The following is a 21,401-nucleotide window of genomic DNA, read 5'->3' as shown; positions in this document are numbered from 1 at the left end:
GGAGTACGGTGAGCCACCCTCAGCCTCCGTTCGGACCGCAGGACCCGAACCAGCAGCCTCAGGAACCGCCGACCCAGGCGTTCCCCACCGCGCCGATGCCGCCGGTGTCCGGCAGCCCGTACGCGCCGCAGCCGCCGACCTCGGGTGCCCCGTACCCGCCGCAGCCGCCGACCTCCGCGCCGTACCCGGGTGCGCCGCAGCCGCCGTACCCGCCGGCCGCGGGGGCGGCGTTCCCCCCGCCGCCCGGGCAGTACCCGCCGCCGGGTGAGGCGTACCCGCCCGCCGGGCCGTACCCGCCCGCGCCGGGACAGTTCGGCCCGCCGGCCAAGAAGTCCAACAAGAACGTCTGGATCACCGTCGGCATCGTCGTGGCGGTCATGCTGCTGCTGTGCTGCGGCGGCGGCATCTTCGCCATCTACAGCGGGGCGAAGAAGACCCAGGACGCGATCGACAACCTGCCCACGCCAGGGGTCACCTACGGCAACCCGGTCGACGACAGCCCGACCGGCGGCACCTCGGCCACGCCGGAGCCGGGTCGCACCGACGGCGAGACCTTCAACATGGCGTCCGGTGACACGCTGATCCTCAACGACGACGACGGCACCGTCGAGATCACGGTCAGCAACTTCCGGACCAAGGACAAGGCCTGCCAGGAATACATGCCAGGGCCGAAGAACGGCATGTACCTGATCGCCGACGTGACCGCCGAGGTCACCAAGGGCACCGGCTCGATCAACCCGTTCTTCTTCAAGTGGGTCGGCTCTGACGGCAGCGAGGAGAGTGGCGTCGGCGGCGCCTTCTCCGGCTGCGGAAAGCTGATGGGCTCGGGCAACAACCTGCCCAGCGGCAGCAAGCGCATCGGCCAGCTCATCTTCGACGTCAAGGACAAGAGCGGCACGCTGGAATACCAGCATCACCTGCGTACCGCGGGCTCCTGGAAGCCGTAACGACGCGCGCGGCGCCAGCAGGGGGTCGGTCCCGGGTGGACCGGCCCCCTTCGCGTTGCCCGGGCCGGTCAGCCGCGCTCGGCTTCGCCGCTGGAGGCCCCCCGCGCGACGTCGCTGAGCGCGCGGAGCGTGCCCTCGGCGAGGACCTGGCCCGCCCGCACCGCCACGGCGACTCCGGGCGCGTCCAGCCAGTCCGAATCCAGGCCCTCCTCCCAGGCCACGATGGCCGCCGCCAGCTTGCCGGCCGGCTCGTCCCGGCCCTGCACGAGCGCCTCGGCCAGCCGCAGGTACGCGCCGGCCCGGGTGCCCTCGAACTCCTCGGCCATGGCGGTGATCCGGCCGACGACCTGCCGCCCGTGTACGGGGTGGAGCCCAGCCAGGGCGGCCAGCACGAAGCGCACCGCGGGCACCTCGACCTCCCACCCCGCCAGCAGGGCCGGCAGTTCCTCGTCGACCGCGCGGTACACCGCCTCGGTCCAGGACGCCGGCCGCGGGGGCTCGCCGCGGGCCAACGCCACCTCGGCGCCGCCGATCAGGCCGTCCGCCCATCTGGCGGCCGCGATGAGCAGCCACGCGTGCAGGTCGAAGCGCTGCCGGGCGGGCAGGGCGCCGGAGCGGATCAGCCGCGACAGGTACGGCAGCGCCGGCGCGGTGGCCGAGTAGCAGGTCCCCTGGTGCAGCAGGTCGTCGCCGAACAACTCGTCGAGGATCTCGTCCCAGTCGCCGTACGGGTCGGCCAGCTCGCGCAGCAGGCCAGGAATGTCCTCGGCGGAGCCGTGGGCGTGGGACAGCTCGGCCCAGGGCACGTCGTCCAACCCGGACAGGTCGATCGGCACGTCCTCGACGGCGATGTCCGGGGTCAACGCCAGCGGCGCGGAGGGCGGCGGCGGCACGACCACGACGGTCGGGATCGGCGGGCGCGCCCCCGGGTTCGTGCGCACCACGGGGGCCTCGGCCTGCCGATGGCCGGGCAGCCGGCTCACGTCGAAACGGCTGCCGCCGTTGGCGTACCCGCCGTGCTCGCGGGCGATGGCGCCGGCGGCGCGGGCGACCGCCTCGATGGTCCGGTGCCCGACGGTGTCCACCGGGTACGGCCCCTCGTCGAGGACCGTGACGAGCCAGCCGCCGCGCGGGGACGGCCGCGCCGTGACGTAGGCGAACCCGTGCGTGGACAGGGCCTCCGCCAGGCCCCGGGCCTGCTCCTCACCGGGTACCACGAAATCGTTCGTTCCCGCCATCGCGGACCAACCCGCCACGTCCCCGCTCCCCTCCGGCTCGTGCTCGCTCCGGCGAGCCTGCCATCCGACACGGCGGTGGCGCACACCCGTCCCCCGGCGCTGACCTGCCCCCTCGGGTTTCACTGCTGCACGGGCGGGGACGCCGCTGGCGGAGGGCGCGACGGCGCCACGACGACAGGGGAGGCGGCATGAGCGTCGAACGGGCGAAGGACGACCTCGAGGATCTGGCCGGCCCGGCCCGGGCCCGATTGGGCGACATGACCCGGGACGAACGGTCCGAGGCGGACGAGGTGCGGCGTCAGGACGAGATCCGGGGCAAGCGGCCCGGCGAGCACGTCCAGCAGGACGCCCGGGACGCGCGGGACGACTTCACCGGCTGAGGTGTCCCGGTCTCGGCCGGTGCCGGTGGCGGAATCGCACCGGGCCACCACCCCCTGGCTGGGCACCCTGGTCCGGGCCGACGTGGGCGCGGTGCGGGCCGTCACCTCGTCGGTGGCAGGAAGAGGTGGCCGTGCCAGGCGCCCCGGGCGGTGCGCCCGGCCACCGTCGTCCAGGCCGCCACGAGCAGCCCGAACAGCAGCACGGCGAGCGTGGCCAGCATCGCCGAGCCGGCGCGGGCGGCCAGGCCGGTGACGCCGGTGACCAGCGTGCCGACCGGGAAGGTGAAGCTCCACCAGGTGAGCGAGAAGGGCAGCCCGGCGCGCGCGGTGCGCAGCGTGATCGCGGCCGCCAGGGCCAGCCACACCAGAGCGAACCCCAGCACGGGTACGCCGTAGAGCACGGCGAGCATCTGCGCGCCGGCCGCGTACGGCTCGGGCAGCACCCCGTCGGCGGCCCGGCCGAGCAGGTGCGCCGCGGTGATCGACTGGCCCAGCGGGCCCAGCACGATCCACAGGGTGGGGACCATCCGGGCGGCGCCGACGCGGTGGACGACCAACCGGTTCCAGAGCTGCGGCAGGATGACCAGGGTGGCGACCAGGCTGACGCCGAACATCGCGTAGCAGGCGATCACCAGGTCCAGCCGGGCCTGCCCGGCCGGCAGGTGCGGCACGAGCAGCGCGCCGTTCGCGGCGGAGACCATCGGCGGCACCACCGGCATGAGCCAGCCACCGAACGCCGCGTCCGGCCCGATCCGGTGCCGGGTCATCATCAGGTACGGGATCGCCACCGTGGTCAGCAGGCCCAGCCCGGTCCCGGCGCCCCACAGCAGGAGGTCGACCGCCACGGCGGCGGGCTCCCCGATCAGCGCGGGGCCGAGCAGCAGCGCGCCGCCGCCCACGGTCATCAACGCCATCGGCGGCGCGCCCCAGAACTGCGCCATGACCGGGTCGGCGGCGTATCCGAGCGCGGTCCCCCGGTCGCGGCGCAGGTGCACCACCCAGGCGGCGACCAGCGCCACCAGCAGCGCCGCCGCCGCGAGCCAGACGGCGGTGGCGACGAACCGCAGCCCGGGCAGGTGCAGCGGCAGGCCGGCCGCGGCGGTGGCCACGATCCCGGTGCCCATCACCGAGGCGAACCAGTTCGGCCCGAGCTGGACGGCGGTGCCCGCGCGACCCGGCAGGGTGGGCGGGTGGTGCAGGCTGTTCATGCGTCAACACTCGCCTCCCCGCGGCCGACCCGGTAGGCGGCGATCCCCTACCGAGCCATAACCTCTCCCTATGCCTCTGCCGCCGCAGGTGACCGACCTGAGCAGCCTGGACCTGCTGCTCTCCGTCGCCCGGCTCGGCAGCATCGGCCAGGCTGCGGCGGAACACCGCATCTCCCAACCCGCGGCGAGCGCTCGGCTCCGCCACCTGGAACGCCGGCTCGGCCTCACCCTGCTGCACCGCACTCCGCGCGGGTCCGTCCTCACTCCGACCGGCGCGTTGATCGCCGACTGGGCCCGGACCGTGGTGGACGCGGCCGACTCCCTCGCCGCCGCCGTGCAGGCGCTGCGCGTGACGAAGGAGAGCCGGCTCACCGTCGCGGCCAGCCAGACCGTCGCCGAATACCTGCTCCCCGCGTGGCTCGTGGCACTGCGCGTACGCCATCCGGACCTGGCCGTCACCCTCCAGGCGGCCAACTCCGCGGACGTGGCCGCCCGGCTCCTCGCCGACCGGGCCGACCTCGGCTTCGTCGAGGGCCCCGACCTGCCGGCCGGCCTGCACGCCGACACCGTGGTCACGGACCGGCTCACGGTGGTCGTCGCCCCTTCCCACCGGTGGGCCCGCCGGCGGCGCGGCATCACCCCGGCCGAACTGGCCGCCGCGCCGCTGGTGGCTCGGGAGGCCGGCTCGGGCACCCGCCGGGCGCTGGAGAGCGCGCTGGGCGAGCAGGGCGTCGGCGAGTTCGCCGCGCCGATCCTCGAACTCTCGTCGACGACGGCGATCAAGCACGCGGTGGCCGCGGGAAGTGGACCCGCCGTGCTGAGTTCGCTCGCGGTCAGCGCGGAGCTCGCGGCCGGCACCCTGGTCGCGGTGCCGGTCAACGGGCTCGGCCTGCACCGCCGGCTACGGGCCGTGTGGCCGGCGGGTCGCCAGCTCACCGGGCCGGCACGGGACCTGCACGCGATCGCCCGACGGCACCGGTGAGTCGGGGCCCTGACGTCGCTCCGATTCCGATCCGCTGCTGAGTCACGCCTAGGGCGGCGGCGAGGGCGCCTCTTCGGGGTGTCTCCGCTCGCCCATCGCGTCCCACACGGCGACCCCGCCCAGGACGGCGGTGGCCGCAGCGGCGGCGAGCATCGGCGCGCGGTGCAGCAGCGCCGGAGTCACGGCGGCGAGCGCGACCAGTCCGACCACCCGGGACGGGGAGAGCCGGGCGAACACCTCGTACTCCAGGCGGGACCGCCCGGCGAGGAAGAGAGCGGGACCACCGAGGATCACCGCGAGCCACAGCGGATCCTGGTGCCCGCGCGGTTCCCGGATGACCAGCGCGTAGCCGACGCCGGCGGCGAGGATGCCCGTCACGATGACCAGCTGGGTGTAGTACCCGGACTTGCCGAGCTTGTCCGGGCGCGGGGCGACCTCGATGGCCGCGGAGAACACCGCTCCCGCCCGGTGGAAGTAGATCCGCCACATCAGCACCGCGGTGGCGAAGGACAGCACGGTCGGCGCCACCCGGTCGGGCGTGAACGCGTCGGCGAACGCCGCTCCGGTGAGCAGGATCGTCTCGCCGATCGTGATGACGATGAGCTGCTGGTACCGCTCCGCGAGGTGCTGGCCCGCGAGTCGCCAGTCCTCCGCCCCGGTCCGGCCGAGCCTCGGCACGGGCCAGCCGAGCACGAGTCCCGCATAGTCCAGGGCGATGGCGACCGTCCAGAGCGCCCCGCGCGCCGGACTCTGCGGAAACAGCACCGCTCCGGCGATCCACGGCACGGCGGACATCGCGGCCCAGCACAGGTGTCGCGCGGGGCTGTGCCGCTCGACGTCCCGCCGCGCGATCAGGAGGATGATGGGCTTGCCGGCCTGGATGGCGACGTACGTGACCGCGAAGAGCAGCCCTCGCGCGCCGAACGCGTGGGGCAACGTGACCGCGATGATCATGCTGCCGAACATGGTCCAGACGATCAGCAGCTGGGTGACCGGTTGCAGGGGGTCGACCCTGCTGGTCACCCACGCCGCGTGGACCCAGACCATCCAGAGCGCCAACAGCAGGAGCACCGTCTGACCGACCTCCGGCAGGACGACCTGACGGTCCGTCGTGAAGTCCTCGATCAGGCGCTGCGAGAACCGGGTCAGCACGAAGACGTAGACCAGGTCCAGGAGCAGTTCGCCCTCCCGGCCCTGCAACAGTCCGCGCCAGCCGCCGATCGTCATCTACTGCCCGTGCCCCTGTCCGCTTCGCACCGGTTTCACGCAGTCCTACCACGGTGGTCGGGCCGCAGACGCGGATAGGGCAAACCGCTGACAGCGCCAGGGAGCGGTGCGCCGGGACCGAAGATCAGCCGAAGATGTCGCTGAATGCGGCATCGGCGAGCGAGTGCGAGACCGGGCGGCCGAGGCGCTCCACCGCGGCGCCGAACTCCGTCACCGCGATCCGCCCCTCGGCCCGACGCGTCGTATCGCGCCTATGGTGGGCGGATGATCCTCGCCGATTTCGCCGGATCCTGGGCCGGCACCAACGGGTTCCGGCTGATGCCGCCCGACCCGCTCGCCGAGTCGCCGGCCACGATCACCGTGACGACGGCTGCCGGTGGTCATCTGACCTCGGTCGCCTACTCCTGGGCGCATCCGGACGACGGGCCGCAGGACGGTCTGGTCGTCATCGGGGCGGGCGACCAGGAGGGCTCGCTGGTTGCCACCTGGGGCGACTCGTGGCACCAGCAGCCGACGCCGATGTCGTTGACCGGAGGCCCGGGACCAGGCGCCACGTTCGAGCTGACGGGCGAGTACGGCGGCGGTTGGGCGTGGCGGATCGTGTTCGACGCCTCCGATGCCGAGCACCTGCGCATGCGGATGGACAACGTGATCCCCGCCGACCAGGCCACGGCCGAGATCGCCGCCGGCCCGTATCCGGTCATGGTCACCGACGTGCGCCGGGACATGCCCCGGTAGGCGCGTCAGGTTGCGACCGGATGACGCGGTTCGTAGAGACCGAGTTCGCCCCCACCGGGCAGCCGCAGCGCGGTGCGCAGCCCCCACCGCTCCTCGGTGATCGGGATCGTGAACTCCACGCCCTTCGCGATCAGGTCGGCCATGGTCGCCGCGACGTCGTCGCACATGAGGAAGAGCTCGTGGGTCGGCTCGCCCTCGGTCGGGTGCATGGCGAGTTCGGCCGGCGGGAGCTTGAAGATGAGCCAACCATGGCCGGCGTCCACGTGGCCGTAGCCGAGCGTGTCCCTGAAGAAGACGCGGTCCGCCTCCGCGTCGCGGCTGTAGATGATCACATGAGCGCCATTGATCATTCACCGACCATAGTGTCGAGGTCGACGGGGCACCGCCAATCCCGCCAGAAAGCGGGAAAGGCCGTCTCCGGCGAGCGGAAACGGCCTTCGAACTGGGTGGAGCTGAGGGGATTTGAACCCCTGACCCCCTCGATGCGAACGAGGTGCGCTACCGGTCTGCGCCACAGCCCCTCCGCTGGCGTACCAGCGTCGGTCCCACCCGGCTTTCACCGGGCGGGCCGGCGACAAGGCTAACAGGTCGCGCGCCTCCCACGCGAACCACCCCGCCACGCGAGCAGATCTTGGAGGGAGAAGGCCCCCAGGGAGGCCCAAACCCTCCAAGATCGCAAGGTGGACCTCAGGCGGGGGTGTAGGTCAGGTTCAGGACGCCGCTCTTGAAGGTCGAGCTGGTCACCAGGCGCAGGGGGTACGTGGGGGTGTCCTCGAAGAGCCGCTGGCCGTGGCCCACGGCGATCGGGTGGACCAGCAGGCGCAGCTCGTCCAGCAGCCCGTTGGCCAGCAGCCACCGGACCGTGGTGGCGCCGCCCGACATGGCGATCTCCCCGTCGGTCTGCTCCTTGATCTCCCGCAGCCGTGCCACGACCTGGTCGGAGTCCCCGGAGATCAGGTGCGAGTTCTGCCAGGCCGTCTCGGTGAGCGTGTTGGACAGCACGTACTTCGGCACCGAGTTGATGAACGACGCGAACTCGATGTCGTCCCCGGTCTGGTTCGGCCAGAACTCCGACCATTCCTGGTACTGCGTGCGCCCCATGAGGAACGCGGTGGTCGCCTCCACCCCGCGGCCGACGGCGGCGCCCATCTCGTCGTCGAAGTAGGGGAAGTGCCACTGGTCGGGCCGCTCCACGACACCGTCCAGCGAGATGAAGAAGTTCGACACGATCTTGGCCATCACGGGCTCCCCTGTCCGCGGCCGGCCCTTGCGCCGGCCTTCACCAACCCGTCGAACGACAACCGCCGGATTCGACATCACCGGCAGAAAAAGTTCTAGGCGCCCCGCCCGCTCTGGTACGGCCGTCCCCGCAGGCCGCCGGCGCGGCGGTAGGAGACCGAGCCGCCGCTCGCCGCGGGCGGCAGGTCCCCGGGCCGGTCCAGCCCCATGGCGGTACGCCGGATCGCCTCACGCTGGGCGGCCAGCCGGCGCTGCGCCTCCCGGCGGGCCGCGGCGCGCCTCGCCTGCTCGCGGCGCACCTCGGCCTGGCGGGCGGCCAGCCAGGCCGCCTCCCGGGCCTCCGCGCGCCGCCGCCGGCGCTCGGCCAGGGCCCGCTGCCGCAGGTGTACGACGTACGCCACGAGCAGGGCGCCGGTCACCGACACGCTGATCCAGAACCCGGGGCTGACCAGCACCACGCCGATCAGTTCGACGAAGTTGAGCAGCAGCAGCGCGGCGAGCACCCGGCGGCGGCGGTAGATCGCCGGGGTGTGCTGCCGGCGCTTGGGGGGGTGCCGTCGGCGGGACTTCGCCGGGGCGGGTGGCACCGACCGGAGCCGCCCCGAGCGGCGCCGGGCCGGCGGCGCCGAGACCGGCCGGGCGAGACCGCCCGTGTCGGAGTCTTCACTAAGAGTGACTACCAGGGAGCGCGGCGGGTGCACCGGTCGCCGCCCGGGCACGGTGCGACGCCGGCGGCGGCGCTGGAGCACCCGCGCCGTCGACTGCGCCCGCTCCGCCACCAGCCGCTCGGTGGCGTCGTACCGGCGGACCAGCGCCGGCGCGAGGGCGAGCAGACCGGCGGCGGCGAGGACGGCGAGGAGCACCGAGGTCGGCACCCTCACCCCTCCCGTCACCAAAGTTCGGGGCGAGCGCCACACGACCGCAACTTCTTCCGTCGCCCGTCGTTTACGGCGCAGATCGTGCGGGCAGGCAGCGCTTGCCACAGCTTGCAGTTACTTGAGGTTACGGGCCGCCGACCGACTTCACCGTGCGCCGCGCCGTGCGTGGCAGGTGGGACGCTTCACCCGCGGTTGTCACGTACGCGGTGCCACCGGGCCAGCAGCCCGCCCTCGGCGGCCACTTCCTCACTGGTCATCGCGTATCCGATGTGGTCCCGCCAGGCGCCGTCGATGTGCATGTAGCGCACGTGGTAGGCCTCCTCGCGGAAGCCGAGCTTCTCCACCACCCGGCGGGACGGCTGGTTCTCCGGCCGGATGTTCACCTCGATCCGGTGCAGCCCGCCGGGGCCGAACGCGTGGTCCACGGCCAGGGCCACGGCGGTGGGGATGACGCCGCGACCGGCCACCCGGGAGTCCACCCAGTAGCCCACGTATCCGGAGCAGAACGCGCGCCGCACGATGCTGCCGACGTTGAGGTGGCCGACCAGCCGCTCCGCGCCGTTCTCGCGCAGGCAGACCGCGAACGGCATGCCGTCGCCGGTCCGCGCGGACTTCCGCTGGTCGGCGTGGACGAAGCGGAACGCGGACGGCGAGTTCATCTCGTCCCAGGTGCCCGGCAGGTGCGACTCCCAGGGGGACAGCCAGGCGCGGTTGGCCCGCCGGATCTCCGACCAGGCCGTCGCGTCGGAACGCCGGTACGGCCGCAACACCACCGGACCGTCCACCAGCACCGCCGGCCAACCTGGCGGCCGTCGGAACCAACTCACCGGCGTCGGTCCAACAGCAGGACGTCCACCGTGGAGCCCGCCGCCGCGGTGGTGACCCGCTCGCCGAGGACGAGCAGGCCGTTCGCGTCGGCCAGGCCGGAGAGGGTGAACGGCCCACCGGCGAGCGGCTGCACGGTGTAACCGCCGCCGCGCCGCTCGGCGACGTGCGCCGGGCGGAACTCGCGCAACCCCACCGGGGACGAGACCGTCTCCAGCAGGTGCGCCCGGACGCTGGGCCGGAACACCGGCTCGGCGCCGGCCAGCAGCTGGATGGCCGGGCGGGCCAGCACCTCGAAGCCGATCAGCGCCGCGCCGGGCTCACCGGGAAGACACACCACCGGCACCTCCTCGGCGCCGACCGTACCGAATCCGAGGGCCGTTCCGGGATAGAGGGCGACCTCCGTGAAGGTGACCGGCCCGGCCCGGCCGCCCTCGCGGCGGGACAGGATCCGGCGGACCATGTCGCCCGGGCCGGTGCCGGTGCCGCCGGTGGTGATGATGAGGTCGGCCCGCAGGGTCTGGTCCTCCAGCAGCCCGCGCAACGCCTCCGGGTCGTCGTCGCAGATCCCGACCCGGTACGCGAGCGCGCCCGCCTCCGCTGCGGCGGCGGTCAGCGCGTGCGAGTTGGTGTCCACCACCTGGCCGGGCTGGCTGCCCCGACCGACGTCGACCAGCTCGTCGCCGGTGGCCACGATGACCACTCGCGGGCTGGGCCGGACCACCACGTGCCCGATGCCGGTGGCGGCGAAGACCGCGACCAGGGCGGGCGAGACGTAGGTGCCCGTGCGGGCGAGCAGGGTGCCGGCGGGCAGTTCCTCACCGGCGCGGCGGACGCCGTACCCCCGCTTGGGGGCGCGGAAGATCTCCACAGCGGCCATGCCCTGGTCGGTCCACTCCACCGGGACCACCACGTCCGCGCCGATGGGCAGCGGCGCGCCCGCCGCCACCGAGAAGCAGGAGCCGGGGGTGAGCCGGACCGGGCGCCAACTCGCCGCGCCCAGGTCGCCGACCACGTTCAGCCGGATGCTGCGCCCACCCGGGATACCGGAGGGGGCCGGGACGTAGCCCGGCCCCCGGCTCCCTCCGGAGATGTCCTCCCAGCGCGCGGCGTACCCGTCCACCGCCGCCTGGTCGAAGGCGGGGTACGAGTGCGGCGCGGCCACGTCCTCGGCGAGGACGTTGCCGTACGCCTGGGTGAGGTCGAGGTCGAGCGGAGGCAGCGCGCGTAACCTGCGCAGCACGCTGCCCAGGTAGTCGGCGAGCGGCGTCAACTCGTTCGCGGCCGCCTCGGCGTCGGCCGTCGCGGTCATGTACCGGCACCGCCGGACGCGTCGCGCATCCCGTTCAGGATCGCCGCGCTGACGGTCTCGTCGCCGTTGTTGACGAACTCGGTCAGCCACTTGCGGAACTCGGCGCCGAGGTCCTCGCGCTCGACGGCGATCTGCACCACGGTCTGGAGATAGCCGAGCGGCTGGCCGGTGTCGTAGCGGGTGCCCCGGTAGACGATGGCGTGCACCGGCACCCCCTCGGTACGCAGGATCTCCATGGCGTCGGTCAGCTGGATCTCGCCACCGCTGCCCGGCTCGGTGCGCCGGATCGCGTCGAAGATCTTCCCGGGGAGCACGTAGCGACCGAGGACGGCGAGGTTGCTCGGGGCGTCCTCCGGCTTCGGCTTCTCCACCATGCCGGTGACCTTGACGACCTCGGCCAGGTCGCTGAACTCCGACCCGGCCGGCTCGACGGAGGCGATCCCGTAGCGGGAGGTCTCGGCCGGGTCGACCTCGAAGAAGGCCAGCACGATGCCGCCCGTGCGGGCCTGGAGGTCCAGCATGGCCGGCAGCAGCGGCTCGTCCATCTTGACGAACTCGTCGCCGAGCAGCACCGCGAAGGGCGCGTCGCCGACGTGCGACTCGGCATAGCCGACGGCGTGGCCGAGACCGAGCTGCTCGGGCTGGCGGCAGGTGTAGATCTCGGCCAGCTCTTCGGGGCGGCGTACGGCTTCCAGGAGATCGGGCTTGCTCTCCAGCCGCGCCTCCAGGTCGGGCCGGCGGTCGAAATGGTCCACCATCGACGTCTTGCCGCGTCCGGTGACCAGCAGCACGTCGGTCAGGCCGGCCTGGGCGGCCTCCTCGACGATGTACTGGAGCACCGGCCGGTCGACGACCGGCAGCAGCTCCTTGGGGACCGCCTTCGTGGCCGGCAGGAACCGGGTGGCCAGGCCGGCGGCCGGGATGACGGCCTTGACGGCGCGGGAGCGACCGGTCGCGGCGGTCGCTGAAGGGTTCGCTGAGTGCTCCGACATGTCGCGAGACTATCGGCCACGGCTCTGCCGCGGCGGGTGAGGACCGGAAGACGCGCCGCCCTGTGCCACCGTCGCGGCGTCCCCGGCGCCGGCCCGGGGCTGTCCGTCGGGCGGGCTGACCGCGGCCGCCACCACGGGGATCTCCTCGCTGGGGACCGGGTCCGGGGCCCGGGCCAGCCGGTAGCCGTCCCGGCCGGCGGCCTTGGCCGCGTAGAGCGCGTCGTCGGCGGCGTCGAGCACCTGCTGGCCGCCGGCCGCGTGGTCCGGGTAGACGGCGATGCCGATGGAGACGGTGACCGGCACCCGGATGGGCTCCCCGGCATGTCCCTCCACCGGCACCGGATGATCCCGGACCACCGCGCCGAGCCGCTCGGCGACGATCGTGGCGCCCCGGGCGTCGGTCTCCGGCAGCAGCACCACGAACTCCTCGCCGCCCTGCCGGAACGCCAGGTCGACCTCGCGGATCTCGCCGCGTACCCGGCGGGCGAACTCGACCAGCACCGCGTCCCCGGCGGCGTGTCCCCAGGTGTCGTTGACGTCCTTGAACCGGTCCAAATCGAGGGCGAGCACGCTGAGCATCCGGCCGAACCGGTTGGCCCGCTCCACCTCGCGCCGGATCGACTCGCGCAGGTAGCGGTAGTTCCACAGCCCGGTCAGCGGGTCGGTCAGGGAGAGTCGCTGCGCCTCCTCGTGCACCCGGACGTTCTCCACCGCCACCGCCGCGTGCCCGGCGAACGTCCGCAGCGTGACCAGGTCGTCGTCGTCGAACTCGTCCGCGCCGAGCCGGTCGTAGAGGGCCAGCACACCGAGCGCCCCGTCGCCGGCCGCGTCGCCGTCGGTCGGCGGGTGGCCGGGCCGGTCCGGGTCGCCGCGCGGTTCCGCGCCGCGCGGGGCCGCGAAGGGCACCGCCACGTACGTCTCGCAGGACGGCTCGCCGGTCGGCGCGTCCGCCGGCTCCCACCGGCCGCGCAACGGCTCCCCCGTGGCGGCCACCGTGCCGACCACCCCGGCGCCGACCGGCACCCGCAGCGTGGCCGGGTCGGCCCGGTCCTCGGTCGGCCAGCGCCCGTCCAGCCCCTCGACGCACTGGCCGACCAGCACGCCGTCGCCGTCGAGCAGCAGCACCGCGCCGGCGCGGGCGCCGGTGGCGGCGATCGCGCTGTGCAGGATCACCCGCAGGATGCGTTGCAGGTCGTGGGTGCTGGCGAGGGTGTCGCCGAGCACGGCCAGGTGGCCGCGGAGCTGGTCCCGGCTGCTGGTCAGCGCGGCCACATAGCTGCCGGTCTCCCGGGTCATCCGGTTGAAGGCGCTGGCCAGCCGCCCGATCTCGTCCCGGCTGCGGACCGGCACCCGGGCGGTCAGGTCGCCGTGCGCCACCCGGTCCACGGCGCCGGCCAACTGGACCAGGGGCCGGGTGGTCACCCGGGCCAGGCGCCAGGCGGCCAGCACGGCCAGCAGGGCGGCCAGCACCACCGCCCCGACCAGGGCCGCGTAGAGGCCGGGCGGGCGCTCCCCCGGCACCGAGAGCACCAGCGGCAGGGGCTGTCCGGGGGACGGGCCGACCCGGCGCACGTACCGGCCGTCGGTGGTGCCGGTCACCCGGTCCCCGTCCGCCTCGCGGGCGGCGGCCAGCACCGCCGCGCGTACCTCCCGGTCCTCGGTCGTGTGGGTGATCCGGCCCGGGTCGTCGAGAAGGGTGACCCCGACGCCGGTCACCGCGGCGAGCCGCGCCACGAAGGCCGGGTCGACGGGCTGCGCGGCGGCGACCGTGCCCAGGTCGGCGCCGGCCGGGTCGCGGAGCCGGACCCGGACGGCGAGCGCGCCGACCGGGCCGGCCGTGGCGTCGGCCACACAGTCCTGCCAGGGCCCGGCGGGGCCGCCCGGGGTGGCGTAGCTGGTCCGGCCGGCCGGGTCGGCGATCCGCACGCCGGCGGCCAGGCCCCGGCCGACCACCTGGTCGGCGGCACGGGGCCGGGCGGCCGGGTCGGCGACCAGCGCGACCGCGTCGGCCGCGGCGCGGAGCTGTTGGCAGAGGGCGTCGACGGACGTGCGGACCCCGGCCGCGGCCAGGCCCAGCCGTTCACTGGCGCGGCCACGGTCGACGGCGTTCAGGGTGGACCCGACGAAGAACGCGCCGAGCAGGACGGGGCCGAGCACCACCGTGAGGAACGCCGCCGTCAACCGCCCGCGTAGCGTCAAGCTTCCCCCCGGAAGTACCGCGCCCCTCTTGCGATGCTGACACAGAGCGACCGGGAGGCAAGCGTTGCGTCAGGAGTGTTGCGTGCCGGAATTTTCTGATGAAGCGGATGTGGCCAAGCGGGACCTGCGGATCGCCCTGCTCGCCCATCGCCGGTCGCTGCCGGCGCCGCGCCGGGAGGAGGCGGCGGCGGCCGTCCGGACCGCGCTGGTCGATCTGGTACGCCGGCTGTGCCCGACCCGGATGACCGCGTACGTGCCGGTCGGCTCGGAACCGGGCGGAAGCGACCTGCCCGCGGCGCTGCGGGCGGCGCTGCCGCTCGAGGCGGAGCTGCTGCTGCCGGTGCTCCTCGACGACCTCGACCTGGACTGGGCTCCCTACACCGGCCCGGAGTCGCTGCGGGCCGCCGGCCGGGGCCTGCGCGAGCCGACCGGCCCGCCGCTGGGGAGCGCGGCGGTGGCCGGGGCCGACCTGGTGGTGGTGCCGGCGCTGGCGGTGGACCGCCGCGGCTACCGGCTGGGCCGGGGCGGCGGCTCGTACGACCGGGCGCTGGCCCGGGTGCCCGTCACCGTCCCCACGGTGGCGCTGCTGCACGACGGGGAGCTGGTCGAGGCGGTCCCGGCCCAGCCGCACGACCGGCCGGTACGCTTCGTGATCACGCCGGGTGGCGGGCTGGTGGCGGTGCCGGATGTGGCCCGGGGCGCTTCCGCTGGACGAACCCGGGTTCCATGACGCACCATTGGCACTCGAATCCGTCGAGTGCCAACCGGCCGATCCAAGATCCGGAGGAGAACGTGCCCACGTACCAGTACGCCTGCACCGCGTGCGGCCACCAGCTCGAGGCGGTGCAGTCCTTCTCTGACGCGCCGCTGACCGAGTGCCCGGCGTGTGAGGGGCGGCTGCGCAAGGTCTTCAACTCCGTCGGCATCGTGTTCAAGGGCTCCGGCTTCTACCGCACGGACTCCCGTTCGTCCGGTTCCGACAGCACCACGAGCACCACGAGCAAGCCGGCGAAGTCGGAGTCGTCGACCAGCAACTCCTCCGGCGGCTCCTCGACCGGGTCGAGCAACGGCTCGTCCGCCGCGTCGTCCAGCTCGTCCGGCTCGTCGGCCAGCAAGGCGCCGGCGGCCAGCAGCTCCTCCTGACCTCGTCACGCTTCCGGAAAGTGGTCATCCCGCGCGGATGGCCACTTTTCGCGTTTCCCGGTCGTTTACTCCGGCGCTTGTCCACAGGCCGGCCGGTTTTCCACAGGTGAGCCGGTGGGGGCGGCGACGGGCGGCGCCGGCCGCCTAGCCTGCCCGCGTACCGGTCGGATCCGTGGACGGGAGGGCGCTGGTGGCGGGTGGGGAGGCGGCACTGCGGCCGGCGCGCTGGCGCGGGCTGCCCCGGGGCCGGACGCTGCTCCGGGTGACGCTGGTCGCGGTGCTGCTCGGGCTGGCCGCGGCCGTCCTGCGGACCCCGGGCGGGTGCCCGCCGGGCACGACCCCGGCCGTGGCGCCAACCCCGGCCGTGACGCCCACCGCCGGCGGTGATCGCCCCTCCGGGGCCCTGCCGTTGCCCGCCGGGGCGGTCGGGGTGCCGATCCGGCTGGCCGAGCCGGCCGCGCTGGCGGTGCTCCGCCCGGGCGCGCGGGTGGACCTGCTGGTCGTACCCGCCGGCGGGGCGGCCGGCTCGGCCACCCTGCTCGCCCCGCGGGCGCTGGTGCTGGACGTGGTGGGTGCGGCCGGGGCGGTCGACGGTTCGTCGGCGCTCTACCTGGCGCTCCGGCCGGAGCAGGCGCAACGGGCGGTGGGCCTGCCCGAGGGCAGCCGCTTCGCCGTCGTGGTCCGCGAATGACGCGGCGCGTCGGTCGCGGCCGGCGGGGTCAGTCCCAGTGCGGCGGGCGCTCGGCGCGCAGCCAGTCGTCGTTGCCGGACGACCGCTCGCCCCAGCCGCGGTCGGTGTCGTCGGTGGTCTGCTCGGGCAGCACCACGAAGTCGTCGCTGAGGTCGACCACGCGGTCGTCGTCGCGTGGGACACGGATGCCGGGATCGCTCACGAGCGGCAAGGATACCGCCGGAAGGGAAGCCGCTCGACCGTCCGGGCGCGAACGCCGCGGCAGGGTGGCCCGTCGCGTCGGGCGGCCCACCGGCCGGGGCGTTGGTAGCGTCGGACGGCGTGACGAAGCCGAGCGGTGGCAGCCCCGAGGACGAGATCTGGCGACGCCCGGACCAGCCGGCCGATGCGGCCCCCGCGGCCGGCGCGGACCAGCCCGGTTCACCGGACCAGCCGGCCGGCGAGGCCGCCGATGTCGTGCCCCCGCCGGCCGGCGACGATCCGCCTTCGGAGCCCAGCCCCTGGTCGCGCGACGGCTACACCGACAGCCCGTGGGCGAGGCCCGGCCAGGCCGCCCCGGCGGGTGGCTGGCCGCAGCAGGGCGCCACGGCCGGTGGCTGGGGCCCGGGCGGCGGGCCGGGTGGTTACCCGGGGCCGCCGCCGACCATCCCGCCACCGCCCGGCTGGCGGCCGCCGGTGCACGTGCAGCCGACGCCGCCGCGCCGCCTCCCGCCCCAGGACATGGCCGCCATGGACCGGGCCGAGGGGCAGGCCCAGCGGCTCACCTACGGCATCGGCGCCGTTGTCGGCGTCGTGCTGGTGCTGCTCACCTGCCTGCTCTGCTCGCGCCTGCTCTTCTGAGCCGGCCCGCCGGGGCGGCGGATCCGGGTCAGACGATGCCGCTCCAGACCATCTTGGCGCCGCTGTCACCGGTCAGGTAGACGTACACCAGCGCGAACACGGCGAGCACGACCACCACCCCGGTGAGCACCAGGGGCAGCCAGTGGGGCAGGTCGCGGGTCCGGGGCAGGCCGCTGGTCACCAGCAGCAGCAGGAGCGCCGCCACGGCCAGCCCGACGGTGAACCAGAACAGGTTCTCGCCGTACTCGGAGTGCTCGCGGATCTTCTGCAGGCCCTCGGGCGGGTAGCCCCGGTTGCGCAGCACCTCTTCCAGTTCCTCGCCGGACTCCGTCGCCACCCAGGTGACGATCGGGGTGAGCACGGCGAGGACCGCCACCGCCCAGCCCATCCGGGGCCGCCAGCGGGGCAGCACCCCGTACGCGACGGACAGCAACGCCAGCAGCGGCACCAGCACCACGGCGGCGTGTACGACCAGGACGTGGCCCGGTAGACCGTTGACTTCCCTGAACACCGACACCTCCGGCGAGTGGACGGGATCGCGCGGCCAGCGTACGACGGGATGATCCGCCGGCACGCTCCCGTACATCGACACGCACGGGTCACCGGCGCGGTTCACCTGTGGCCCCGGCCACCCGGGGTCACGCTCGCTTGTCGCTCCGGGGGCACCGTGCTGTCATGGACGCATGTCCACCGGTGAGGAGCTGCTCCGGTCGAGGGGCCTGCGGGTCACCCGACCGCGCCTCGCCGTGCTCGACGTGCTCGCCGCCGGCGGTCACCTGGAGGTCGACGAGATCACCCGCCGGGTCCGCGAGCGCCTGGACTCGGTCTCCACCCAGGCCGTCTACGACGTGCTCGGCGCGCTCTCCCGGGCCGGGCTGTCCCGCCGGATCGAGCCGGCCGGCAGCCCCGCCCGTTACGAGGCCCGCGTCGGGGACAACCACCACCACGTGGTGTGCCGGGGCTGCGGCGAGATCGCCGACGTGGACTGCGCCACCGGTGACGCCCCCTGCCTCGACCCGAACGTCTCGCACGGCTTCGAGGTGGACGAGGCGGAAGTGACCTTCTGGGGGCTCTGCCCGGCCTGCCAGGCCCGCCGCTCCGCCGACGACTGACCGCACCGGCCGCGACCCGCCCGGCGAGCGGACGCACCGGTCTCCCGCGCCTCGGCGGCCGTGGCACTCTTGGGCGGTGGACTCCGATGACCTCGGCCTCTTCGGTCCGGGATCGGTCACGTGGAAGGTGCACGAGGAGCCGATCCTGATCGTCGCCGGCCTGCGCTCGCTCTACCTCCAGGCGCTGCACCCCCGCGCGATGGCCGGCGTCGCGCAGAACAGCAACTACCGCACCGACGCCTGGGGCCGGCTGATCCGCACGGCCACCTACGTGGCGACGACGGTCTACGGCACCACCGCCGAGGCGGAGGCCGCCGGCCGGCGGCTGCGTACGTTGCACGCCCGGATGCGGGCCACCGATCCGTTCACCGGCGAGCGGTTCCGGATCAACGATCCCGACCTGCTGCGCTGGGTGCACGTCGCCGAGGTCGAGTCGTTCGTGAGCACCGCCCGGCGGGCCGGGCTGGCACTGACCGACGACGAGGTGGACGGCTACTACACCGAGCAGCGCCGGGCGGCGGCCCTCGTCGGGCTGGACCCGGCCGAGGTTCCGGGCACGGCCGCCGAGGTGGCCGACTACTACCGCCGGGTCCGGCCCGATCTGCGGATGACCAGGGAGGCGGCCGAGACCGCCCTCTTCCTGACCGCCCCGCCGATCCCGTGGAAGCTCAGCCTGCCGGTGAAGCTCGGCCTGCACCTCGGCCCGCCGCGTTGGGCGTACCTGGGGATCGCCGGCACCGCGCTGGCCCTGCTGCCGGCCTGGGCCCACCGGCTGTACGGCGGTCTCGGCCTGCCCACCACGGCGCTCTCGGCGGACCTGAGCGTGCGCGCGTTGCGCCTCGCCCTGGCGGCGGTGCCGCGCCGTTACCGGGAGGGCCCGTTGCAGCAGGCCGCCAAGGCGCGCGCGGCCCGCCTGGCCGCGGCCTGACGCGGGCGGCGGCGGGTCAGTCCTGGTCGGCGGCCGACTCGGCGGGGCGCTCCACGGCCGCCCACGGCTCCTTGCCGGGAGCCTGGGCGCCCGCCGGGCAGGTGCGCCGGTAGTCGCACCAGCCGCAGCGCGGCCCCGGCTCGGTGGGGAACGCCGCATCGGGGTCGGCGCCGTCGGCGACCGCCCGCTCGGCGGCCATGATGTCCCGCGCGGTGTCCTCGGCCCGGGTGAGCTGCCGCTGCAACGACTCCGGGCTGTGCTCGTGCGCCGCGACCGTGCCAGTGGGCAGGTGGTGCAGCTCGACCCGGCGGCACGGGCGGCGGAACACCCGCTCGGCCGCGTACGCGTAGAGCGCGAGGGCCTGCGAGCCGCGGGCGTCGTCGCTGTCCAGCCCGGTGCGGCCGGTCTTGTAGTCGACGATGACCAGCTCGGGCCGGCCGTCGGGGCCGGGGCGGGAGTCGATCCGGTCGGTGCGGCCGTTGAAGGCGAGCACCGCGGTCTTCACGGCGACCACCCGCTCCACCCCGACCGGCTCGTCGGCCGGGTCGAGCCCCGCCACGTAGGACTCCAGCCAGGCCAGCGCCCGCCGGAAGGCGTCGCGCTCCTGCTCGTCGTCGCGGTAGCCCTCACGGACCCAGGTGCCCTTGAGCAGCGTGCCCAGCACCTCGGGGCGGCGGCGGTCGGGGGCCAGCGCGTACCAGTTCTTCAGGGCGGTGTGGACGCTGGCGCCGAGGGAGTTGTGCGCCCACGGCGGGCCCTTGGGCGGCGCGGGACGGTCCACGTACGAGTAGCGGTAGCGGCGGGGGCAGTCGGCGTAGGCGCCGAGCTTGCTGGGGGTGCAGACGAAGAGCCGCTCCGGCATGCCCTCGAAGCCGAGCTGCTCGGCCTGCTCGGCGCGGGGCCGTGGTGGCCGGCCGCCGGTGGGTCGCCCGGTCGGGGAGGGTCGTCGCACGCCTGAGATCCTGCCACCTCCGTACGACAGCGCCGCGACGGCTCAGCTCATGGTGAGGTACTGCGTGACGAACGCGGCGATCGCGTCGGCGATGAGCTGCACGGCGATGGCGGCCAGCAGCAGGCCGGCGATCCGGGTCAGCACCTCGATGCCGCCCGGCCGGAGGACCTTGACGATGCCGCCGGAGAAGCGCAGCACCACCCAGACCGCGACCATGACCGCGACGATCGCGGCGGCGATGGCCAGGTAGTCGGTGAAGCCACCGGCCTGCTGCACGAAGAGCATGGTGGCGACGATGGCGCCGGGGCCGGCCAGCAGCGGAGTGCCCAGCGGCACCAGCGCGATGTTGGAGGTGGCCTGCTGGTTCGGATCGTCGGACTTGCCAGTCAGCAGCTCGAGGGCGACGAGGATCAGCAGCAGCCCGCCGGCGGCCTGCAGGGCGGGCAGGTCGACGTGCAGATAGGCCAGGATGGTCTGGCCGGCCACGGCGAACACCACGATCACGCCGAGCGCCAGCGCGACGGCCTGCCAGGCGGCCCGGTTCCGGTCGCGGGCGGCCAGCGGGCCGGTCAGCGCGAGGAAGATGGGCATCATGCCGGGCGGGTCGACGATCACCAGCAGGGTCACGAAGACCTCGCCGAAGAGCTTGAGATCCACCCGGACACGGTAGCCGCGCGGCCGGAACGCTTCAGCCTGAAGCGACGGGGGTCACCCCCCGGGCCAGCTCGATGATCCGCTCGTACGCCTCGGCCCCGGTGGTGAACGCGCCGAGCCGGACGGTCTTGTGCGTGCCGTGGAAGTCCGACGACCCGGTGACCAGCAGCCCCAGCTCGGCGGCGAGAGCGCGGACGTGTTCGCGCTCGGCCGGGCTGTGGTCCTCGTGATCGGCCTCCAGGCCGGCCAGCCCGGCCGCCGCCAGCTCCACGATCAGCGAGTCGGGCACGATCCGGCCCCGCCGGCTGGCCCGGGGGTGGGCGAAGACCGGCACCCCGCCGGCCGCCCGGACCAGCGCCACCGCCCGGAACACGTCGATGTCCTCCTTGGGCAGCCGGTACCGCTCCCCCAGCCAGTGCGGCCCGAACGCCTCGGTGGTGGTGGCGACCAGTCCGGCCCGGATCAGCGCCTGCGCGATGTGCGGCCGGCCGACCGTCCCGCCGGCCGCGCCGGCCAGGATCTCGGACCAGCTCACCCGGATTCCGTCGGCCTGGAGCAGCCGCACGATGCGCTCGCCGCGCTCCTCGCGGGCACGCCGGACCCGGGCCAGCTCGGCGACCAGCTCCGGCTCGGTCGGGTCGAACAGGTACGCGAGCAGGTGCAGCGGGATCGCCGGCTCGACGCCGAACCAGCGGCAGGAGAGCTCGGCGCCCCGGACCAGGGTGAGCCCGGTCGGCAGGGCGGCCACCGCCGGCTCCCAGCCGGACGTGGTGTCGTGGTCGGTGAGCGCCACGACGTCGAGACCGGCCGCGGCGGCGGCCCGGACCAGCTCGGCGGGACCGAGGGTGCCGTCGCTGGCCGTGGAGTGGGTGTGCAGGTCGATCCGGGGCGCCGCGCTCACCCCGCCGACGCTACG

The 21,401-nt window shown here is 74.5% G+C and carries 25 protein-coding genes and 1 tRNA gene; 10 read left to right on the top strand and 16 right to left on the bottom strand.

Annotated features, from left to right (window positions below):
- Positions 1-8 precede the first annotated feature (8 nt).
- Positions 9-947: a hypothetical protein gene (locus tag ABZV78_RS01925; RefSeq protein WP_355634894.1), complete on the top strand. Its 939-nt coding sequence runs from the start codon at positions 9-11 to the stop codon at positions 945-947.
- A 68-nt stretch (positions 948-1,015) separates the two neighbouring features.
- Here the strand turns inward: ABZV78_RS01925 and ABZV78_RS01920 are convergent, their stop codons facing one another.
- A complete protein-coding gene (locus tag ABZV78_RS01920; RefSeq protein WP_355634893.1) occupies positions 1,016-2,164 on the bottom strand; it encodes a hypothetical protein in 1,149 nt (382 codons plus the stop codon).
- Between the two features lie 209 nt (positions 2,165-2,373).
- On the opposite strand from ABZV78_RS01920, the gene ABZV78_RS01915 reads away from it, so the two are divergent.
- Positions 2,374-2,565 (top strand): general stress protein CsbD, encoded by a 192-nt coding sequence (locus ABZV78_RS01915; RefSeq protein ID WP_355634891.1) that lies wholly within the window; start codon positions 2,374-2,376, stop codon positions 2,563-2,565.
- A gap of 101 nt (positions 2,566-2,666) precedes the next feature.
- Here ABZV78_RS01915 and ABZV78_RS01910 read toward each other — a convergent pair whose 3' ends face one another.
- Positions 2,667-3,773, bottom strand: a complete 1,107-nt coding sequence (locus tag ABZV78_RS01910; protein ID WP_355634890.1) for a TDT family transporter — start codon at positions 3,771-3,773, stop codon at positions 2,667-2,669.
- Positions 3,774-3,843: 70 nt separating this feature from the next.
- Between ABZV78_RS01910 and ABZV78_RS01905 the strand changes: the two genes are divergently transcribed.
- Positions 3,844-4,755, top strand: a complete 912-nt coding sequence (locus ABZV78_RS01905; RefSeq protein WP_355634889.1) for a LysR family transcriptional regulator — start codon at positions 3,844-3,846, stop codon at positions 4,753-4,755.
- 48 nt (positions 4,756-4,803) lie between these two features.
- Here ABZV78_RS01905 and ABZV78_RS01900 read toward each other — a convergent pair whose 3' ends face one another.
- The gene (locus ABZV78_RS01900; RefSeq protein ID WP_355634888.1) at positions 4,804-5,982 is read right to left on the bottom strand and encodes a low temperature requirement protein A; all 1,179 of its coding nucleotides are present in this window, start codon (positions 5,980-5,982) and stop codon (positions 4,804-4,806) included.
- A gap of 264 nt (positions 5,983-6,246) precedes the next feature.
- Here ABZV78_RS01900 and ABZV78_RS01895 point away from each other — a divergent pair, with 264 nt between their 5' ends.
- The gene (locus tag ABZV78_RS01895; protein WP_355634887.1) at positions 6,247-6,720 is read left to right on the top strand and encodes a DUF1579 family protein; all 474 of its coding nucleotides are present in this window, start codon (positions 6,247-6,249) and stop codon (positions 6,718-6,720) included.
- A gap of 5 nt (positions 6,721-6,725) precedes the next feature.
- Here ABZV78_RS01895 and ABZV78_RS01890 read toward each other — a convergent pair whose 3' ends face one another.
- The 8 genes from ABZV78_RS01890 to ABZV78_RS01855 form a co-directional block, all read right to left on the bottom strand.
- Positions 6,726-7,070, bottom strand: a complete 345-nt coding sequence (locus ABZV78_RS01890) for an extradiol dioxygenase (RefSeq protein WP_355634886.1) — start codon at positions 7,068-7,070, stop codon at positions 6,726-6,728.
- A gap of 97 nt (positions 7,071-7,167) precedes the next feature.
- Positions 7,168-7,241: transfer RNA gene (locus ABZV78_RS01885), tRNA-Ala, on the bottom strand.
- 166 nt (positions 7,242-7,407) lie between these two features.
- A complete protein-coding gene (locus ABZV78_RS01880; protein WP_355634885.1) occupies positions 7,408-7,959 on the bottom strand; it encodes a dihydrofolate reductase family protein in 552 nt (183 codons plus the stop codon).
- A gap of 95 nt (positions 7,960-8,054) precedes the next feature.
- Positions 8,055-8,840, bottom strand: coding sequence for a hypothetical protein (locus ABZV78_RS01875; RefSeq protein WP_355634884.1), 786 nt, complete (start codon positions 8,838-8,840; stop codon positions 8,055-8,057).
- A 179-nt stretch (positions 8,841-9,019) separates the two neighbouring features.
- A complete protein-coding gene (locus tag ABZV78_RS01870) occupies positions 9,020-9,628 on the bottom strand; it encodes a GNAT family protein (RefSeq protein WP_355634883.1) in 609 nt (202 codons plus the stop codon).
- Between the two features lie 32 nt (positions 9,629-9,660).
- Positions 9,661-10,974 carry a gephyrin-like molybdotransferase Glp gene (glp, locus tag ABZV78_RS01865; RefSeq protein WP_355634882.1) on the bottom strand — a complete coding sequence of 438 codons (1,314 nt, stop codon included), beginning with the start codon at positions 10,972-10,974 and terminating at the stop codon, positions 9,661-9,663.
- The gene (locus ABZV78_RS01860; protein ID WP_355634881.1) at positions 10,971-11,966 is read right to left on the bottom strand and encodes a UTP--glucose-1-phosphate uridylyltransferase; all 996 of its coding nucleotides are present in this window, start codon (positions 11,964-11,966) and stop codon (positions 10,971-10,973) included. The genes glp and ABZV78_RS01860 overlap by 4 nt, the downstream gene beginning before the upstream one ends.
- A gap of 9 nt (positions 11,967-11,975) precedes the next feature.
- Positions 11,976-14,165, bottom strand: a complete 2,190-nt coding sequence (locus ABZV78_RS01855; RefSeq protein ID WP_355634879.1) for a diguanylate cyclase — start codon at positions 14,163-14,165, stop codon at positions 11,976-11,978.
- Positions 14,166-14,247: 82 nt separating this feature from the next.
- Between ABZV78_RS01855 and ABZV78_RS01850 the strand changes: the two genes are divergently transcribed.
- From ABZV78_RS01850 to ABZV78_RS01840, 3 genes are all read left to right on the top strand, one after another.
- Positions 14,248-14,895 carry a 5-formyltetrahydrofolate cyclo-ligase gene (locus ABZV78_RS01850; protein ID WP_355634878.1) on the top strand — a complete coding sequence of 216 codons (648 nt, stop codon included), beginning with the start codon at positions 14,248-14,250 and terminating at the stop codon, positions 14,893-14,895.
- Between the two features lie 62 nt (positions 14,896-14,957).
- A complete protein-coding gene (locus ABZV78_RS01845) occupies positions 14,958-15,308 on the top strand; it encodes an FmdB family zinc ribbon protein (RefSeq protein WP_355634876.1) in 351 nt (116 codons plus the stop codon).
- A gap of 190 nt (positions 15,309-15,498) precedes the next feature.
- Entirely contained in the window at positions 15,499-15,999 is a 501-nt protein-coding gene (locus ABZV78_RS01840) for a flagellar biosynthesis protein FlgA (protein ID WP_355634875.1), read from the top strand.
- A 28-nt stretch (positions 16,000-16,027) separates the two neighbouring features.
- Here the strand turns inward: ABZV78_RS01840 and ABZV78_RS01835 are convergent, their stop codons facing one another.
- Positions 16,028-16,201, bottom strand: coding sequence for a hypothetical protein (locus tag ABZV78_RS01835; protein ID WP_355634874.1), 174 nt, complete (start codon positions 16,199-16,201; stop codon positions 16,028-16,030).
- A 119-nt stretch (positions 16,202-16,320) separates the two neighbouring features.
- On the opposite strand from ABZV78_RS01835, the gene ABZV78_RS01830 reads away from it, so the two are divergent.
- Positions 16,321-16,839: a hypothetical protein gene (locus tag ABZV78_RS01830; RefSeq protein ID WP_355634873.1), complete on the top strand. Its 519-nt coding sequence runs from the start codon at positions 16,321-16,323 to the stop codon at positions 16,837-16,839.
- 28 nt (positions 16,840-16,867) lie between these two features.
- Here ABZV78_RS01830 and ABZV78_RS01825 read toward each other — a convergent pair whose 3' ends face one another.
- Entirely contained in the window at positions 16,868-17,350 is a 483-nt protein-coding gene (locus ABZV78_RS01825; protein ID WP_355634872.1) for a DUF2231 domain-containing protein, read from the bottom strand.
- 172 nt (positions 17,351-17,522) lie between these two features.
- On the opposite strand from ABZV78_RS01825, the gene ABZV78_RS01820 reads away from it, so the two are divergent.
- Both ABZV78_RS01820 and ABZV78_RS01815 read left to right on the top strand, forming a co-directional pair.
- Positions 17,523-17,951 (top strand): Fur family transcriptional regulator, encoded by a 429-nt coding sequence (locus tag ABZV78_RS01820; protein WP_091314440.1) that lies wholly within the window; start codon positions 17,523-17,525, stop codon positions 17,949-17,951.
- Positions 17,952-18,027: 76 nt separating this feature from the next.
- Positions 18,028-18,879 carry an oxygenase MpaB family protein gene (locus ABZV78_RS01815; protein WP_355634871.1) on the top strand — a complete coding sequence of 284 codons (852 nt, stop codon included), beginning with the start codon at positions 18,028-18,030 and terminating at the stop codon, positions 18,877-18,879.
- 16 nt (positions 18,880-18,895) lie between these two features.
- On the opposite strand, the gene ABZV78_RS01810 is transcribed toward ABZV78_RS01815, so the two are convergent.
- From ABZV78_RS01810 to ABZV78_RS01800, 3 genes are all read right to left on the bottom strand, one after another.
- A complete protein-coding gene (locus ABZV78_RS01810; RefSeq protein WP_355634951.1) occupies positions 18,896-19,741 on the bottom strand; it encodes a PD-(D/E)XK nuclease family protein in 846 nt (281 codons plus the stop codon).
- Positions 19,742-19,873: 132 nt separating this feature from the next.
- A complete protein-coding gene (locus ABZV78_RS01805; protein WP_189193044.1) occupies positions 19,874-20,488 on the bottom strand; it encodes a MarC family protein in 615 nt (204 codons plus the stop codon).
- Positions 20,489-20,519: 31 nt separating this feature from the next.
- Complete coding sequence (locus ABZV78_RS01800; protein ID WP_355634870.1) at positions 20,520-21,386, bottom strand: PHP domain-containing protein; 867 nt, start codon at positions 21,384-21,386, stop codon at positions 20,520-20,522.
- Positions 21,387-21,401 lie beyond the last annotated feature (15 nt).

It is taken from the genome of Micromonospora sp. NPDC004540 (genome assembly GCF_040610095.1).
Taxonomy (GTDB): Bacteria; Actinomycetota; Actinomycetes; order Mycobacteriales; family Micromonosporaceae; genus Micromonospora.
The sequence above is the reverse complement of the archived record's forward strand: the minus strand, read 5'-3'. Positions and strand labels throughout refer to the sequence as shown.

Excerpts from the sequence above, each read along its gene's own strand:
- ABZV78_RS01905 (WP_355634889.1), top strand. The coding sequence starts at position 3,844 with ATGCCTCTGCCGCCGCAGGTGACCGACCTGAGCAGCCTGGACCTGCTG.
- ABZV78_RS01895 (WP_355634887.1), top strand. The coding sequence starts at position 6,247 with ATGATCCTCGCCGATTTCGCCGGATCCTGGGCCGGCACCAACGGGTTC.
- ABZV78_RS01900 (WP_355634888.1), bottom strand. The coding sequence starts at position 5,982 with ATGACGATCGGCGGCTGGCGCGGACTGTTGCAGGGCCGGGAGGGCGAA.
- ABZV78_RS01820 (WP_091314440.1), top strand. The coding sequence starts at position 17,523 with ATGTCCACCGGTGAGGAGCTGCTCCGGTCGAGGGGCCTGCGGGTCACC.
- ABZV78_RS01860 (WP_355634881.1), bottom strand. The coding sequence starts at position 11,966 with ATGTCGGAGCACTCAGCGAACCCTTCAGCGACCGCCGCGACCGGTCGC.
- ABZV78_RS01810 (WP_355634951.1), bottom strand. The coding sequence starts at position 19,741 with ATGCCGGAGCGGCTCTTCGTCTGCACCCCCAGCAAGCTCGGCGCCTAC.
- ABZV78_RS01910 (WP_355634890.1), bottom strand. The coding sequence starts at position 3,773 with ATGAACAGCCTGCACCACCCGCCCACCCTGCCGGGTCGCGCGGGCACC.
- glp (WP_355634882.1), bottom strand. The coding sequence starts at position 10,974 with ATGACCGCGACGGCCGACGCCGAGGCGGCCGCGAACGAGTTGACGCCG.
- ABZV78_RS01915 (WP_355634891.1), top strand. The coding sequence starts at position 2,374 with ATGAGCGTCGAACGGGCGAAGGACGACCTCGAGGATCTGGCCGGCCCG.
- ABZV78_RS01890 (WP_355634886.1), bottom strand. The coding sequence starts at position 7,070 with ATGATCAATGGCGCTCATGTGATCATCTACAGCCGCGACGCGGAGGCG.
- ABZV78_RS01880 (WP_355634885.1), bottom strand. The coding sequence starts at position 7,959 with ATGGCCAAGATCGTGTCGAACTTCTTCATCTCGCTGGACGGTGTCGTG.